A 14,223-nucleotide genomic window follows, 5' to 3' on the forward strand; every position below is an offset into this window, starting at 1 on the left:
CTCACCCGAGCCGCGCGTCCGTGATCCTCAGCGTGCCGCGCGAGCCGTCCCACTCCGTCTCGTACTCGAGTTCGATGGGTCGATCCATGTGCGGCCCGTCGGTCACCAGCGTCTCGAACTCGCCGCCCTCGCCGAGGACGTGGACGCCGTACTCGTCGTTGAGCTCCCGGAGGTCGTCGAGCGCCTCGCGGTCTATCGTCCGGCCGAGCCACGACTCGTCGAGGCCGTACGCCGCCACCTGCACGACCGTTATCTCGAAGCCGGCGTCGAGCATCTCCTCGGCGAGCGCCTCGGGGTCGCGCTGCCAGAGGGGCGCGAACAGCTCGATCCCGAGACGCTCGCACATCCCCTCGATGCGGCTGGTCTGGTACTCGCTCTCGACGGCTCCCGCGGTGACGCCCGCGACGCCGCCCGCCAGCTCGTCGTCCAGCGCGGCGACCGCCGCCTCCAGCGGTTCGAGTTCGGCGTCGCCCTGCGCGCCCGACTCGGCGGCGTCCGCCGCGCCCATGTCGCCCGGGCGGACGTCCACCAGCGGGACGCCGACGCTCTCGGCGGCGAGTTCGGCGAGATCCGTCGCCGGGACGTGGTACATGTACGAGTCCTCCTCGGGGTGGACGGTGACGAGTCGGTCGACGGAGAGCCCGCGTTCGAGCGCCCGGTACAGCGCCCACGACGAGTCCTTGCCGCCCGAGAAGAGAGAGACCCACGCGCCCTCCGCAGTGTCTGCCATGCTTGCGACGAGTGGCGGCGTGGATAAACCAGCTACGGACCGCCGCGGGGGACCTCCTCCTCGTCGATGCTCGTGCCGCCGAGGTGGGAGGCGATGCGGACGCCGATCAGGCTGACGAGCACGCCCGCCACGACGAACGTCGCGAGGCGCTGCCCCGCCGACAGCGAGAACGGCGTGACGGAGACGACACCGAGCCTGAGCGCGGGGACTTCGAAGGCCGGCAAGATGCCCGCCCGTTCGAGGAAGTACGACGAGAAGCCGCGGACGACGAGGCCGACCGCGACCACGCCGAAGGGGATGTTCAGGTAGGAGCTGCGGACGCTGTCCTCCTGGATGGCGACGTCCAGCAGGCGGCCCGTGCTGGCCGCGAGCGCCGCCATCGCCAGCCACGGGACGCTGTCGTAGGCGAACTGCATCGCGGGGATGATCACGCCGTTCTCGCCGCCGAGGCTGGAGACCCCCAGCGCGCCGACGAACACGCCGACGAGCGACAGGCCCGCCGCGACGACGTAGGTGACGATGGAGACCCGCCCGGAGTACAGCGACTCCCTGACCCTGACCGCGAGGCCGGTGAGGTACTCGTCGATGCCCAGCCCCTTGTACAGCAGGAAGACGCCGATGACCGCGGTTATCGCCGACACCGCGACCGCCGGCCCGGCGAAGTACGCGAGCACGGGGGAGACGAGCAGGGCGAGGCCGATGGGGACGAGGACCGTCTGGCGGAGCTCCTCGTCCGCGAGGAACTGCTTCAGGAGGTAGTACGTGGACTCGATGTCCCGGGCCTGCCGGACGACCACCCGGTCGACGGAGTCGACGCGGACGCGGCTCTCGACGATGGGGACCAGCCGCTCGTCCTGCGCGCTGTCGATGACGACGACGGCCGAGTCCGGGTCGTGCTCGGCGACGAGGTCGTCGAGCTGTCGCGCGACCGATCGGTCCGCGCCGACGACGTTATCGCTCCCGCCGGAGACGACCGCGACGACCGCCTCCTCGTTCTCGTCCCGCAGGTCGCGGGCGACGCGGAGCGCCTCCAGCAGGCAGTTGACGCTGGAGTCTTCCGGGTCGGCGAGGCCGACGTCCGTCACGAGGGAGTGGACCGCTTCCCACCCGGAGACGGGCGTCGACAGCCCGGTCTTCCGGCCGATGTCGTCGGTACGGTCGACACACACGACGAGCGTGGTCACTGTGGATGCGTCATCGCGGTGGGAGAATAAAAACCCCCGACTTACTTCAGTTCGAACTCGACGACCGAGCCGTCGCGGTCGGCGAGAACGCCGGCGATCCCCCGCCCGAACGCGTGGGCGACCGCCTGCGCGCCGATGCTCAGCTTCTCGCCGATCCCCCGCTCCGGCTCGAACCGCTCGACCGTCGCCTCGTCGAGGTCCGCCCGCTCCGCGAGTCGCTCCTCGACGTCGTCGCGAGCGCCCAGCCCGTCGACCAGCCCGTTCGCGTTCGCCTGCCGGCCGTGGTAGATCCGGGCCTCGGTGTCGGCGACGAACTCGCGGTCGAGGTCGCGCGACTCCGCGACGAGGTCGACGAAGCTCTCGTAGCTCTCGTCGATGACGCCCTGGAAGTACGCCCGCTCGTCGTCCGAGATCGGTTTCATCGGGTCGAGCGTGTCCTTGTACTCGCCGCCGACGAACCGTTCGAGGTCGACGCCGTAGCGGTCGGCGAACTCCGCGAACTTCCGCTGGTTCGCGATGACGCCGATGCTCCCGACGAGGCTGTCCTCGTGGGCGACGAACTCGTCGCAGCCGCAGGCTATCATGTAGCCGCCGCTCGCGCACAGGTCCTTCGCGTGGGCGATCGTCGGCCCGTCGAACGACTCGACAGCCCGCCGGACGTCGTCGCTCGCGACCGGCTGGCCACCGGGGGTGTTCAGCTTCACCAGCAGCGCCTCGACGTTCCCGTCCGCGTCGGCCCGTTCGATCTGCTCGACGAGGTCGTCCGCGGACGCGCCCCCGGGACGGAACGGCATCCCGCCGCCGTCGGCGGTGATCGGTCCCGACACCTCCACCTCGCCGACGTTGTAGTCGGCGAACACCGACCCCGCGACGTTGCCGGCGACTTTCAGCCCCGCGAGCGCCGTGGCCACGACGAGCAAAACGCCGAGGACGCCGGCGGAGGTTCTGGCCGGCACCAGCACGAACAGCCCCACGCCGACAGCGGCGGCGATCAGGGCGCCGACCGCGACGATCCCTACCTGTCCGAGCGACTGTAGCGTGTCTCGCATAGGCGTCTCTGGAGTCGTGTTACGGGTCCGAACGGATAAGGGTGGAGGAGTGCGGCGTCGCGCGAGGCGTCGCCGGCGATGGAGAACGGCGACGCGCCGGGTCGTGTCGGCGGACGCGTCGCTACGCCGGTGGAGAACGCAGAGTAGAGAGAAAACCGCTTACAGCAGCCCCGTCTTCTGGAGCTTCATCAGGTCCTCGGTGTCGAGGGTTTCGCCTTCCTTGAACTTCTGGTAGATCTCCTCGGCCTCTTCCTTGGCCTCCTCTTCCTTCTGCTCGCGCTCGGACTTGCGCTCTTCCTCCTCCTGCTTGTCCAGCTCGCGCAGGCGCTTCTGGACGCGGACGAAGTCCTCGTGGTGGCGGTCGGCCGCCTCCTGGGCCTCGACGAACTTCTCGTGCATCTCGTCGGCCTCGTCCCGGATGTCGTCGGCCTCGCGGTAGGCCTCGATCATCTGGTTGTGGTGCTCCTGGGCCTTGTCGGCGAGCTCGGTCACCTTCTGGTGGTGCTTGGAGGCCTCGGAACGGACGGACTCGGCCTTCTCGACGTACTCCTCGAGGTCCTCGTTCTGGTCGAGCTTCTCCTTGCGCTGCTGGTACTCCTCGCGCTTGGCCTCGATCTTCTCGATGAGCTCGCGCTCGTCCTCGGTGCTGAGCACCTCGGTCTGCTGCTTGAACTCCAGTTCCTCGATCTCGTCTTCGAGCTCCTCCAGGTCCTTACCCTCGTCGAGTTCGAGGTCGGACTTCATCTCCTCGACCTTGTCGAAGAGCTCGTTGGCCTTCGCGTTCAGCTCGTTGCGCTGCTCCTTGTGTTCCTGAACCAGCTCGTTGAGCTCGTCGCGCTTCTCGCGGTGTTCCTGGGCCTCGTCGACCTTCTCGCGGGTCTTCGCGTTGAGGTCGTCGCGCTTGGACGCGCGCTCCGACGCCATCTGGTTCAGCTCGTTTCGTCGGTCGCGGAGCTGTCCCGCCTTCTTGATGAGCTGTCCTTTGGATTCGTTGTCGAGATCGTCCTCTGTGAGTTCGACGTTTTTCGATTGGTCTACCATGTGTTAGTCAAACCTCTGTGCCATACCGCACCGACCCGGAGCAATCGCTGCTGACCGTGTGTTACTGACCGTGGATAAGGATTCCCTGTCATTCTGGCCGTGCGAGCGATGCTGCCGGAACGCCGGTGACGTTCTGGTACCAGTTAGTTGGGCAGGTTCGGTTATAAATGTATCGGTGGTAGAACCACTGAAAACCGTTAGCAAGCGGCCCAGCGAGGCCGTGGAAACGGTTGACACACCCTCGCGCGGCGGTTATAAACGGTACTCGTTGAAGACGGTGCGGTCGGACAGCGTCAGGAGGAGTTCGAGCGACTCCGCGTCCGGCGGTATCGACGCCGCACCCGCGTCTACCCGCTCGCCCGGATCGACGGTCACCGTCTCCGTCCCCTCCGCGTCGCCCGCCGCCCACGAGAGCGTGGGCTCGACCGGGTCCGGCCCGTCGTTGACGACGGTCACGCCGACGGCTCCGGGCGACGGCGGTCCGTCGAGGACTGTCTGGACGGGTTCGAACGAGCGGGCGAGCGCCTCGTAGCTCGTCTTCTCCGTCCCGTCGTGCGCGAGGACGCCCATGCCCGCGCCCGGCGCGGGGTCCCGGAGCGCGAACGCCGCCGCCACGTCCGTTCCGCGCCGGCGGAGCGCGTCGGTGACGGTTTTCAGCGTCGCCGTCTGGTACGCCTGCGAGGCGTCGATGCCGTCCGCGTCGACCTTCGCGGCGTGGGCCTCGGCGTCGAACCCCGGCACGGGGCCGTCGACGTCGGCCGCGAGCGCGCCGGCTCCGTACTCGGAGACGACCCGGCCCAGGTCGGGGTAGCGGTCGAGGAGCCACTCGGCGTCGGTCGCCGCGCCGTACTTCCACCCCGGGTAGAGGTGCGCGGCGTCTGGCGCGGTCCCGGGCGGCCCGGCCACCGGAAACGTCGGCACCTCGTCGGGGAACGCCTCGGCGACCGACTCGTCGGCGCCGTGGTCGTACTCGGTCCGCCAGGCGCGCCAGCGGAAGCGGTACCTGCTCGTCCGTCCGGCCCCGAGCGGCTCCGCGAACGGGTCGCGCGGGTCGTCGTGGACGCCGTACGCGCCGATACTGGGGTGGTGGCCGTACTCGTCGACGAGCGCCGCCGCGAGTTCGCGCCCGCGGTCGACGTCGTACTCCCGGGGGCCAGTGAGCGGGAGGTCCTGCCAGACCAGTAGCCCGGTCTCGTCACACGCCTCGTGGAACTCGCGCGGCGGGACGTGCGCGTGCGCGCGTACCAGATTCGCATTCGCCTCGGCCGCTCGTTCCACGTCGGCCGCTGGGTCGGCGGCGGGGAGGACGTTCACGCCGCGGGCTCGCACCCGCCGGCCGTTGACCAGCAGCCCGTCGTCCTCGTCGTACGAGACCGTTCGGAAGCCGGTCGTCTCGCTGACGGACGTGTCGCCGAGTTTCGCCCGGACAGTGTAGCGGTGCTGGGGGCCGTGGTCCTGCGGCCACCACGGCGAGGGGTCCCGCACCGCCATCTCGCGCGTGACGGTCGTTCGCTCGCCCGCGTCGGCGGCGACCCGGACCCGCTCCATCGCGCCGCCGCCGCGAAAGCCCTCGGGGCGGAGCGAGAGCGTGACGTAGTCGTCGATCGGCTCCTCGGCGTCGACGGTGACCGCCGCCTCGATCGCGGCGTCGTCGCCGTCGAACCGCGGCGCGACCGAGAGGTCGTCGAGGAACGTCGCGGGGCGGACGCGGACCTGCGCGTCCCACCAGATACCGGGGACCGCGGCCTCGTCGGGGAGCGTCTCGGTCGCCTGCACCCCGCCGAAGGCGTCCTCGGGCGCGCGGCACTCGACGACGAGCTCGTTGCGTTCTTCGGGGTCGAACTCGTATCTCGCCGGCGCGAAGTAGGCGTCGTGGTCGCCGAGCAGTTCGCCGTTCATCCAGACCCGGGCGTGGGCGTACAGGCCGCGGAGTTCCAGCACCGTCCGCTGGGCGTCGCCGGCGCGGGGGTCGTCGAACCGCAGGCGGTACGCCACCGCGTCCTCGCCCGCGAACCGCTCGGGGCGTCCGGGCACTGTCACGTCGACCCACTCCTCGGCGTCCGGAGGCGTTCCGTCGTCGTTCGGATCGACCGCCGCCGCTGTCCACGTGCCCGTCATCACTACTCGCGACACTGTACCCACGTGAAATAATTGTTACGTCGTCGCTTCACTTTCACTTTCACTCCGCGGACGGGTCGCTTTAACAATAGGTGGCGGCGAAGCGCCGAACATGCTCGAACGGCTCACCGCGACCTGCGAGGACGACGCCTGCGAGCGGCCGCTCACCGAGGAGAACCTGATGCTGGAGATGGAGCGCGACGGCGGCGTCCGTCGCGCCTACGAGTGCGACTGCGGCGCGGTCACGGTGACCGTCGTCAAGCGCTCCCGCTAAGTGCCGGCGTCGGCAACCGGCGGCCATGGAAGAGACCATCCGCGCTCGCGGCCACGAGAACGTGACCGCCGAGCACGGGAGCACCTTCGAGGTGACGACGGACGACTACCTCACGCCCGCCGGCGACTGCATCCTCGCGGTCGAGGCCGACCGCGCCCCCGCCGACTTCGACCCCGACTTCGTCGAGGCCTGCCGGGACGCGGACGCCACCATCACCGCCACCTTCGAGGTGGGCGGGTACGCGGAGACCGTGCGGGGCCGGGGCGACCCCGACCTCGAACTCTCCAGCGAGCGCAGCATGGTGGGCCGCACCAGCGACTACGTCGACGAGCGGACGTTCCTGCTCGGCGCGGAGTTCGCCGCCGCCGGGTTCGACCGCGACCTGGTCGAGGCGCTGGCGGACGGCGCTGACCTGACCGTGACCGTCCGCGTCGAATAGCGGGACGCCTTTCCTTCGAGCGCCCCAAGTGGCGCGCATGTCCGACGAGCCGACGGAGAACATCAGCGGCGGCGAGAGCGGCGGCGGCCGCGCCGCGGAGTTCGACGCCGCGGACGACCCGACGACCCGATCGGAGGCCGTCGTCGACCGCCTCGGCGGCATGTACTGGCAGAAGGCCTACGGCGGCCGTGACGCCTTCGAGTGTCTGGTCCGCACGATCCTGAGCCAGAACACAAGCGACAAGGCGAGCCAACCCGCTCACGATGCGCTGATGGAGCGGTACGGGGGTGGCGAGGCGCGAGCTGGCGACAGGGACCTCGCCGAGTCGCTCGCCGAGGCCGAGCGATCGGAACTCGCCGAGACCATCTCCGGCGCGGGCCTGTACAACCAGAAGTCGAAGGTGCTGATCCGTGCGGCCGAGTGGGTCTTGGAGGAGTTCGGCTCCGAGGCGGCGTTCGACGAGTTCGTGCGGTCGGGGGAGCCGTCCGCGGTCCGCGAGCGGCTCCTCTCGGTCAACGGCGTCGGGCCGAAGACGGCCGACTGCGTGCTGCTGTTCTCGGGCGGCCGCGGCGGCGTCTTCCCGGTCGACACGCACGTCCACCGAATCGCGCGCCGCCTCGGCCTCGCGCCGCCGGACGCCGACCACGAGGGAGTGCGCGCGGAACTGGAGCGGACGGTACCGGCGGAGAAGTGCGGCTTCGGTCACACGGCGATGATCCAGTTCGGCCGCGAGTACTGCACGGCGCGCAAGCCGGCCTGCCTGGAGGGGCCCGAGGCGTGCCCGATGGAGGACCTCTGCGACCAGGTGGGCGTCTACCCGGCGACCGGCGAGGTCGAGGACCCCGCGGACGCCGCCGCGGAGAGCGATTAGCGCGCCAGCAGCGCGACGGCCAGCACGGCGAAGCCGACGCCGGCGACGTCGGTCGCCTCGACGGTCTCGCCGAAGACGGCGACGCCGATCACCGCCGCGACGACGAAGTACAGCGCGCTGACGGTAGTGACGACGCTCGTCTGCCCTCGCTCCAGCCCCGCGTAGAAGGCGACGGCCGCGATGCCCGCGAACACGCCCGCGCCGAGCGCGACCGCCACGCCGGTCCTCGCCGTCGCCACGGGCTGGTCCCGCGCGTAGACGTACGCCAGCGCGATGCCGACGCTCGTCGCGTAGGAGAAGATCATCGCGGAGACGGGGTCGATGTACCGCGTCGCCACGTCGGCGAGCACCGCCCACACGCCCCACGAGACCATCGCCGCCAGCGCGAACAGTATCGCCGCGTTCGTCATGTGCGAGGGGAGGTCGGGGGCCGAGGTAACGGCTTCGGAAGCGAGCGCGGGCGTCTGCAGAACCACCCATCATAAAGCGGCCGCGCTCGGCGTTCATGCCGAGCGGACGGGGGAGGGCAGGCGCTCGAAGCGTACGCCGGCGACCGCCGGCGTCTTCACGAGCGAAGCGAGTGAAGGCTCGTGAGGCCGAAGGCCTCACGGTAGCTCGCGCAGACTGGCGGGCCTGGAACGAGTGCCGAAGGCACTCGTTGGAGGACATTGAAAGGGCGAGGCGCGACTGCCAAGGAGCGCCGAGGGCTTTCAGACGAAGCGGAACGTCTCCAGGTTCTTCGGCGCGAACGTCCGCATGTTGTAGTCGTGGTACAGCGCCGAGGAGAGGTCCTGCGTCGAGGACTCGTCGCCGTGGACGCACAGCACCTTCTCGGGGCGCGGGTTCATCGTCTTCACGAAGTTCTCCAGGCCCTGGCGGTCGGCGTGGCCGGAGAAGCCGTCGACGGTCTCGACGTCCATGTTCAGCGTGAGCGTGTTGCCGCCCCGGCGGCCGCTGCTGTCGCGGTCGTTGATCGGGATCTCGTCCCAGCCGTTCTGGATGCGGCGGCCGAGCGTCCCCTGGGCCTGGTAGCCGACGAAGGTGAGCGTGCTCTCCTCCTCGCCGCCGAGGTGGCGGAGCCACGACATGATGGGGCCGCCGGTGACCATCCCGGAGGTCGAGAGGACGATGCAGGGGCCGCCGTCGGCGACCTCGCGGCGCTCCTCCTCGCCGCCGTCGATGTGGTTGAACTGGTCGGCGAGGAAGGGGTTCTCGTCCTCGTGGAAGATGCGGTCGCGGAGGTCGTCGCGCAGGTACTCGGGGTAGGTGGTGTGGATGGCCGTCGCCTCCCAGATCATCCCGTCGAGGTGGACGGGCATCTCGGGGATGTCGCCCTCGCGCATCGCCTCCTCGAGGACGAGCATCATCTCCTGGGAGCGCCCCACCGCGAACGCGGGGATGAGCACCTTCCCGCCGCGGTCGTGCGTCTCGTTAATCACCCGCTTGAGCTTGCGCTCGGAGTCCTCCTGATCGGTCTGGTAGTCGTTGCGGCCGCCGTAAGTGGACTCCAGAACGAGCGTCTCGACACGGGGGAAGTCGTTGACCGCGCCGTTGAACAGGCGGGTGTCGTCGTAGTGGATGTCGCCGGAGAACGCGACGTTGTAGAGGCCGTCGCCGATGTGGAAGTGGGAGACGGCGCTCCCGAGGATGTGGCCGGCGTTGTGCAGCGTGAGCTTCACGTCCGGCGCGATGTCGGTGACGTCGCCGTACTCCAGCGGGATGGTGTGTTTGATCGCCTCGCGGACCATCTCGGAGTCGTACGGGGGCGCGCGGCCCTCCTTCGCGGCGACGTCCAGGTAGTCCAGCTGGAGGAGGCCCATCAGGTCGCGCGTCGGTTCGGTGGTGTAGATGGGGCCGTCGTAGCCGTACTTGAACAGGAGGGGGATGAGCGCGGAGTGGTCGAGATGGGCGTGGGTCAGGACGACGGCGTCGATGTTCTGCGCACCCGCACCGAGCGCCTCGGGCACCTGCAGGTACGGCACCTCGCCCTCGGCGCCGGGCTTGTCGCCGCAGTCGATGAGGATGCGCGTCTCGGGCGTCGAGAGGATGAAGGCGGCGCGGCCGACCTCGCGGCAGCAGCCGAGCGTGGTGATACGGACGAACTCGTCGTCGGACATCTCCTCGCGGTGGATCTGGCGGCCGACGCGCTCCAAGATGTCGCGGCGCTCGTCGCGCTCCTGCTTCAGGAAGTTGCGGACGTTCGAGACGGTGGAGGACTCGATCGGCGGCGTGCGGACGACCTCGGGCGTCCAGCCGACCTCCTGCGTTATCTCGCGGAGGGTGCTCCCGTGGCGACCGATCACCATGCCGGGCTTCTCGGCCTCGATGACCACTTCGCCGGTGTCAGCGTGGAAGTCCAGATCCGTCACGCCCGCCTCGTCGGGGATGACGGCCATGATCTGTTCGCGAGCGTCGCGGGGCTTCGAGAGGACGTCGGGGTCGGGGCGAACGGTGATGCGCTTGCGGAGCTTGCTGGCGAGCTTTCGGATGAGGTCGCCCTTCTGCGCGAACTTCTTCGGATCGCGCGTGTACACGACGAGTTCGGGGCCCTCGTACTTGACGTCGGACACCGTGATGTCGTTCGGGAGTTCGCTCGTGATCTCTGTGCGCAGGTCGTCGAGTTGTTGGTCAACTGAACTCATAATGAGAACTGGATAGCATTGTTCCGTCGGGGTCCTCCCTGTCGTCCGCGGGTGCGCCGGACGCGTCGTCGCGCCGCCGGACGCTCGCGACCGCCCCTGCGGTCGACGCGCTGTCCGGCGATTCGTCACTTCGTCGCAATACGGTACACATAGGGATATCGTCCGGGTTGTCCTGTGGGCGGCGTGATTCGGCGTCACGCGCGGGGATCGGTCCCACTCGTTGCGGGAAGGACTGGGAGAACCCGCTTACTCGGGCATATTACTTCCTTGTTATAAAAGCCTTCGCAATACCGGACCGCGCCGGCGCGGTCGGCCGTCGAGAGGGACGGGGTGGAACGGTCGATCCCCGAGAGGAGGACAGCCGGGGGAACGGTCGACGCCCGCCGGAGTGATGCCGGTGGGCGCCCTATCGCCGGTCGATGCGACTCTCTCCCGACGCCGTCAGGGCGGAACGAGACTGGGTCCGCGAGCGCGCGGACGTCGTCGTGCCGCTGATCAACGACATCCGGGCGGACTTCACGGAGATCTTCGAGACAGACGTCGACCGCGTCTCCGAAGCGCGCTACCGCGAGGAAGTCGACGCTGTGTTCGCCGACGGCGACCTGGCGGTTAACGTCGCCGCGCTGGTGCGTCTCCTCCGGGATCTGGACGTCGAAGGCGACTATCCGGGGTTCGTGGTCGACGAGCTGCTCGGGCGGGAACTGGCGGGCATGATCGCCGGCGGGCAGCCGCTGAACCTGCTCGGCGAGGCCGCCTTTCACTACGCCGACGTCACCCACCACCCCGACGACGCCACCGCGGGGAGCGACGACCTCGACGCCGCGCTCGCGGCGGGGTTCCAGACGCGGCTGCCGGGCTGGGACTGGACCGAGGGGCCGAGCCCGTTCCGGGTTTAGTACGTCCCGCGGAGGTAGGCGACGACGTCGCCGACCGTGTCGGGGTCGTAGGTCCAGAAACCGTAGAACTCCCCGGCGGAGCGCTCCTCCGCGATCAGGGCGCAGGTGTACATCTCGTCGGGGGACTCGAAGACGACGAACCACACGTCGCCGATCTCGGCGGCGGACTCGGCGTGGATCGTGACGGCGTCGAGCGCGGGCGACTCCCAGTCGTCGGCGAGGTAGACGTGGACGTCGAGGTCCTCTTTCTCGCCGAACTGCCCGTACAGTCGCGCCTGGCGCTGCAGCGCGTCCGCCGACTGGAACCCGGCGTACAGCGCGCCCCGGCCGACCCGCCAGGCGCGGTCCTCTATCTCCCTGGACGTCGCGAGCATCTTCCGGCGGTCGTAGGCGGTGAACACCGTCTCGTCGAAGAGATCGAGGAAGTCGCGAAACGCCGCCTCGGCGCGCGCGCCAGGGGCTCCCACGGACGGTGCGAGCGCGCGCTCGATCGCCGCGAGCGAGAGCGCGCCGTAGAAGTCGCCGCCGCGCCTGACGACGACGAACCCGCGGCTCCCGTCGTCCGGGAGCGTCCGGTGAACCACCTGGACGTTGCGCGTCGCGAACAGCTCCTCCAGCTCCGACGACGGCGAGGGCGAGTACTCGACGACGGTCTGCTCCTCCGCCTCGGTCGCCTCGATGAAGTCCGCGAGCGCCATCGCTGTCACTCCTCGCGGGACGGGCCGTCCGACACCGTCGCGGCCCGGGGGGACTCGCGCCGTTCGACGGTGAGCGTTTCCCCCAGCAGCGCGTCGACGTAGTCGGGGAGCGATTCGAGCGAGACGTCGCCGCTCGACTGGTCGTACGAGACCAGGTCCACGTCGGCGAGCGCGGGCAGGTGCGAGTGGTAGAGTCCCAGCCTGACGTCCTGTCGGCGCTTCGGCGTGACGACGATGTCGTCCGCGACGGTCAGCCAGCCGGTGAGCACGTCCGCTAATTCCTCGATCGAGGCTGAGCCGTGCTGCTGCAGGTAGTACAGCACGTGCCGTCGCCGTGGGTCGCTGAGCGTAACCAGCACGTCGTCGATGTGATCGGATGCCATGATTCGGAAGGACGGATCGGCGTTCCGGCGGCACGTCGTTTCGTACGACAGCGACGCGCAAGAAGGCTTTTGTCACGCGTTGTCACGTCTCGCCGCGCCGGAGCGGGGCGGTCACTGGAGCCGGTCCGCCGCGACGAGCGGCGCGGGGCACGAACACGGCGCGTTTATTACCACGGTGGCACGACGAAGGAACATGAGTGGCGAGCAGGAGCTCGGGATAACCGAGAGCAAGGAGCACAGCCCCGGCGAGTGGTACGCCGAGGTCGTCCAGAAGGCGGGTCTCGCGGACTACGCGCCGATGGGCGGGTTCATCATCACCCGTCCCCGCGGGTACGCCCTCTGGGAGTCGATCCAGGACCACCTCGACGGCTGGTTCAAGGAGACGGGCGTCGACAACGCCTACTTCCCGATGTTCATCCCCGAGAGCTTCCTCGAACGGGAGAAGGACATCGTCGAGGGGTTCGACCCCGAGGTGGCGTGGGTCACCAAGGGCGGCCACGAGGAACTGGAGGAACGACTCGCCGTCCGCCCGACGAGCGAGAGCATCATCGCGCCGTTCATGGCCCAGTGGACGCGGAGCCACCGCGACTTGCCCCTGCGTCTGAACCAGTGGTGTAGCGTCGTCCGGTGGGAGGCCACCGAGACGAAGCCGTTCTTCCGCACCAAGGAGTTCCTCTGGCAGGAGGGCCACACCGCCCACGAGACCGAGGACGAGGCCTGGGACGAGACGATGACCCGCCTCGACCAGTACGAGCGCCTCTACGAGGACGTGCTCGCCATCCCGGTGCTGCGCGGTCGCAAGCCGCCCCACGACAAGTTCCCCGGCGCCGACACGACGACCACCGTCGAGGCGCTGATGCCCGACGGTAAGTCCGTGCAGGGCGGCACCAGCCACTACCTCGGCCAGTCGTTCGCCGAGGCGTTCGACATCACCTTCCTCGACGAGAACGAGGAGGAGAAGGTCGCCCACACCACCTCGTGGGGGCTCTCCTGGCGCGCGCTCGGCGCACTGATCATGACCCACAGCGACGACCAGGGGCTCGTCCTCCCGCCGACGGTCGCCCCCACGCAGGTCGCCATCGTCCCCATCTGGCAGGAGGACACCAAAGACGAGGTGCTCCAGTACTCCGCCGAGATCGCCGCCGAGCTCGAAGACGCGGGCGTCAGCGTCGAACTCGACGACCGCGACGAGCGCAACCCCGGCTTCAAGTTCAACGAGCACGAGCTGAACGGCGTCCCGGTGCGCTTCGAGATCGGCCCCAACGAGGTCGAGGACGAGCGCGTGACGGTCGTCCACCGGCCCGACGGCGAGACGATCGAGGAGGAGCGCAGCGGCATCGTCGACGCCGTCGAGGACCACTTCGACGCGGTGTACGACAAGCTGTACGCCGCTGCGGAGGAGAATCTGGAGGAGAACATCCGCGAGGCCCACAGCCCCGAGGACATCCTCGGCACCATCGGCCGCTACGGCGGCTACGTGAAGACGCCGTGGTGCGGCGACGAGGCCTGCGAGACCGCCATCAAGGAGGAGATCGCCGCCGAGATCGTCATGACCCCGCTGGACCGGGACGAGGAGCCCCTCGACGACGAGTGCGGCGTCTGCGGCGACGAGGCGACGGAGACGGCCTACTTCGCGAAGTCCTACTGAGCCGAGTCAAGGCCGGTGCGATCGCGGTCCGACGGTTCCTCCCTCCTTTCGACCGTCGACCGCGCCGGGGCCGTTCGCCGGTCTGACAGATCCCCCACGACATTCCCCGCAACGGGGCTATCGAATAGGCCGTGGCATTCACTCGCATGGACTGATGTTTGTCAAGAATTAGGCCAAATAACTGTTTGTCCGTTCTGGACAGATTGTCGCACACATCCAAACCCAAAGTCTCGCGTCCGGTGATTATCCC

Annotated in this window: 14 protein-coding genes; 5 read left to right on the top strand and 9 right to left on the bottom strand. The window is 69.1% G+C overall.

The genetic code is table 11. The features are described from left to right. Window position 1: 1 nt before the first annotated feature. The 5 genes from D8670_RS09485 to D8670_RS09505 all read right to left on the bottom strand — a co-directional run bounded on the left by D8670_RS09485 (window position 2) and on the right by D8670_RS09505 (window position 6,122). Entirely contained in the window at window positions 2-730 is a 729-nt protein-coding gene (locus D8670_RS09485) for a diphthine--ammonia ligase (RefSeq protein ID WP_121817871.1), read from the bottom strand. A gap of 32 nt (window positions 731-762) precedes the next feature. Beyond that, complete coding sequence (locus D8670_RS09490) at window positions 763-1,914, bottom strand: DUF373 family protein (protein ID WP_121817872.1); 1,152 nt, start codon at window positions 1,912-1,914, stop codon at window positions 763-765. 41 nt (window positions 1,915-1,955) lie between these two features. After that, window positions 1,956-2,963: a signal peptide peptidase SppA gene (sppA, locus tag D8670_RS09495; RefSeq protein WP_121817873.1), complete on the bottom strand. Its 1,008-nt coding sequence runs from the start codon at window positions 2,961-2,963 to the stop codon at window positions 1,956-1,958. 159 nt (window positions 2,964-3,122) lie between these two features. Further along, window positions 3,123-4,004 (bottom strand): coiled-coil protein, encoded by an 882-nt coding sequence (locus tag D8670_RS09500; RefSeq protein ID WP_121817874.1) that lies wholly within the window; start codon window positions 4,002-4,004, stop codon window positions 3,123-3,125. Between the two features lie 252 nt (window positions 4,005-4,256). Then, a complete protein-coding gene (locus D8670_RS09505) occupies window positions 4,257-6,122 on the bottom strand; it encodes a glycoside hydrolase family 2 protein (RefSeq protein WP_121817875.1) in 1,866 nt (621 codons plus the stop codon). Window positions 6,123-6,234: 112 nt separating this feature from the next. Between D8670_RS09505 and D8670_RS20895 the strand changes: the two genes are divergently transcribed. Genes D8670_RS20895 through D8670_RS09515 form a run of 3 tightly spaced genes read left to right on the top strand, consistent with a single transcriptional unit; the run spans window position 6,235 to window position 7,706 of the window. Then, window positions 6,235-6,396 (top strand): hypothetical protein, encoded by a 162-nt coding sequence (locus tag D8670_RS20895; RefSeq protein WP_162994251.1) that lies wholly within the window; start codon window positions 6,235-6,237, stop codon window positions 6,394-6,396. A 25-nt stretch (window positions 6,397-6,421) separates the two neighbouring features. Further along, the gene (locus D8670_RS09510; protein WP_121817876.1) at window positions 6,422-6,835 is read left to right on the top strand and encodes a DUF371 domain-containing protein; all 414 of its coding nucleotides are present in this window, start codon (window positions 6,422-6,424) and stop codon (window positions 6,833-6,835) included. Window positions 6,836-6,872: 37 nt separating this feature from the next. Then, window positions 6,873-7,706, top strand: a complete 834-nt coding sequence (locus D8670_RS09515; protein ID WP_121817877.1) for an endonuclease III domain-containing protein — start codon at window positions 6,873-6,875, stop codon at window positions 7,704-7,706. Here D8670_RS09515 and D8670_RS09520 read toward each other — a convergent pair. Beyond that, window positions 7,703-8,116, bottom strand: coding sequence for an EamA family transporter (locus tag D8670_RS09520; protein WP_121817878.1), 414 nt, complete (start codon window positions 8,114-8,116; stop codon window positions 7,703-7,705). The genes D8670_RS09515 and D8670_RS09520 overlap by 4 nt on opposite strands. 300 nt (window positions 8,117-8,416) lie before the next feature. Continuing rightward, on the bottom strand, window positions 8,417-10,348 hold the full coding sequence (locus D8670_RS09525; protein ID WP_121817879.1) for a beta-CASP ribonuclease aCPSF1: 1,932 nt from the start codon (window positions 10,346-10,348) through the stop codon (window positions 8,417-8,419). A 419-nt stretch (window positions 10,349-10,767) separates the two neighbouring features. Here D8670_RS09525 and D8670_RS09530 point away from each other — a divergent pair, with 419 nt between their 5' ends. Continuing rightward, on the top strand, window positions 10,768-11,244 hold the full coding sequence (locus D8670_RS09530) for a DUF7984 family protein (protein WP_121817880.1): 477 nt from the start codon (window positions 10,768-10,770) through the stop codon (window positions 11,242-11,244). Here D8670_RS09530 and D8670_RS09535 read toward each other — a convergent pair. Both D8670_RS09535 and D8670_RS09540 read right to left on the bottom strand, forming a co-directional pair. Further along, a complete protein-coding gene (locus D8670_RS09535) occupies window positions 11,241-11,942 on the bottom strand; it encodes a DICT sensory domain-containing protein (protein ID WP_121817881.1) in 702 nt (233 codons plus the stop codon). The two genes, D8670_RS09530 and D8670_RS09535, sit on opposite strands and share 4 nt — an antisense overlap. A gap of 5 nt (window positions 11,943-11,947) precedes the next feature. Beyond that, window positions 11,948-12,325 (bottom strand): DUF7344 domain-containing protein, encoded by a 378-nt coding sequence (locus tag D8670_RS09540; RefSeq protein ID WP_121817882.1) that lies wholly within the window; start codon window positions 12,323-12,325, stop codon window positions 11,948-11,950. Between the two features lie 193 nt (window positions 12,326-12,518). Here D8670_RS09540 and proS point away from each other — a divergent pair, with 193 nt between their 5' ends. After that, window positions 12,519-13,973: a proline--tRNA ligase gene (proS, locus tag D8670_RS09545; RefSeq protein ID WP_121817883.1), complete on the top strand. Its 1,455-nt coding sequence runs from the start codon at window positions 12,519-12,521 to the stop codon at window positions 13,971-13,973. Window positions 13,974-14,223 lie beyond the last annotated feature (250 nt).

It is taken from the genome of Halostella limicola (assembly GCF_003675875.1).
In the GTDB taxonomy this organism is placed as follows: Archaea; Halobacteriota; Halobacteria; order Halobacteriales; family Natronoarchaeaceae; genus Halostella; species Halostella limicola.

What these genes read in the sequence shown, in the direction of transcription:
- D8670_RS09485 (WP_121817871.1), bottom strand. Translation starts at nt 730, where the DNA reads ATGGCAGACACTGCGGAGGGCGCGTGGGTCTCTCTCTTCTCGGGCGGC.
- D8670_RS09510 (WP_121817876.1), top strand. Translation starts at nt 6,422, where the DNA reads ATGGAAGAGACCATCCGCGCTCGCGGCCACGAGAACGTGACCGCCGAG.
- D8670_RS09515 (WP_121817877.1), top strand. Translation starts at nt 6,873, where the DNA reads ATGTCCGACGAGCCGACGGAGAACATCAGCGGCGGCGAGAGCGGCGGC.
- D8670_RS09525 (WP_121817879.1), bottom strand. Translation starts at nt 10,348, where the DNA reads ATGAGTTCAGTTGACCAACAACTCGACGACCTGCGCACAGAGATCACG.
- D8670_RS09540 (WP_121817882.1), bottom strand. Translation starts at nt 12,325, where the DNA reads ATGGCATCCGATCACATCGACGACGTGCTGGTTACGCTCAGCGACCCA.
- D8670_RS09520 (WP_121817878.1), bottom strand. Translation starts at nt 8,116, where the DNA reads ATGACGAACGCGGCGATACTGTTCGCGCTGGCGGCGATGGTCTCGTGG.
- proS (WP_121817883.1), top strand. Translation starts at nt 12,519, where the DNA reads ATGAGTGGCGAGCAGGAGCTCGGGATAACCGAGAGCAAGGAGCACAGC.
- D8670_RS09530 (WP_121817880.1), top strand. Translation starts at nt 10,768, where the DNA reads ATGCGACTCTCTCCCGACGCCGTCAGGGCGGAACGAGACTGGGTCCGC.
- sppA (WP_121817873.1), bottom strand. Translation starts at nt 2,963, where the DNA reads ATGCGAGACACGCTACAGTCGCTCGGACAGGTAGGGATCGTCGCGGTC.
- D8670_RS09505 (WP_121817875.1), bottom strand. Translation starts at nt 6,122, where the DNA reads ATGACGGGCACGTGGACAGCGGCGGCGGTCGATCCGAACGACGACGGA.
- D8670_RS09535 (WP_121817881.1), bottom strand. Translation starts at nt 11,942, where the DNA reads ATGGCGCTCGCGGACTTCATCGAGGCGACCGAGGCGGAGGAGCAGACC.
- D8670_RS20895 (WP_162994251.1), top strand. Translation starts at nt 6,235, where the DNA reads ATGCTCGAACGGCTCACCGCGACCTGCGAGGACGACGCCTGCGAGCGG.
- D8670_RS09500 (WP_121817874.1), bottom strand. Translation starts at nt 4,004, where the DNA reads ATGGTAGACCAATCGAAAAACGTCGAACTCACAGAGGACGATCTCGAC.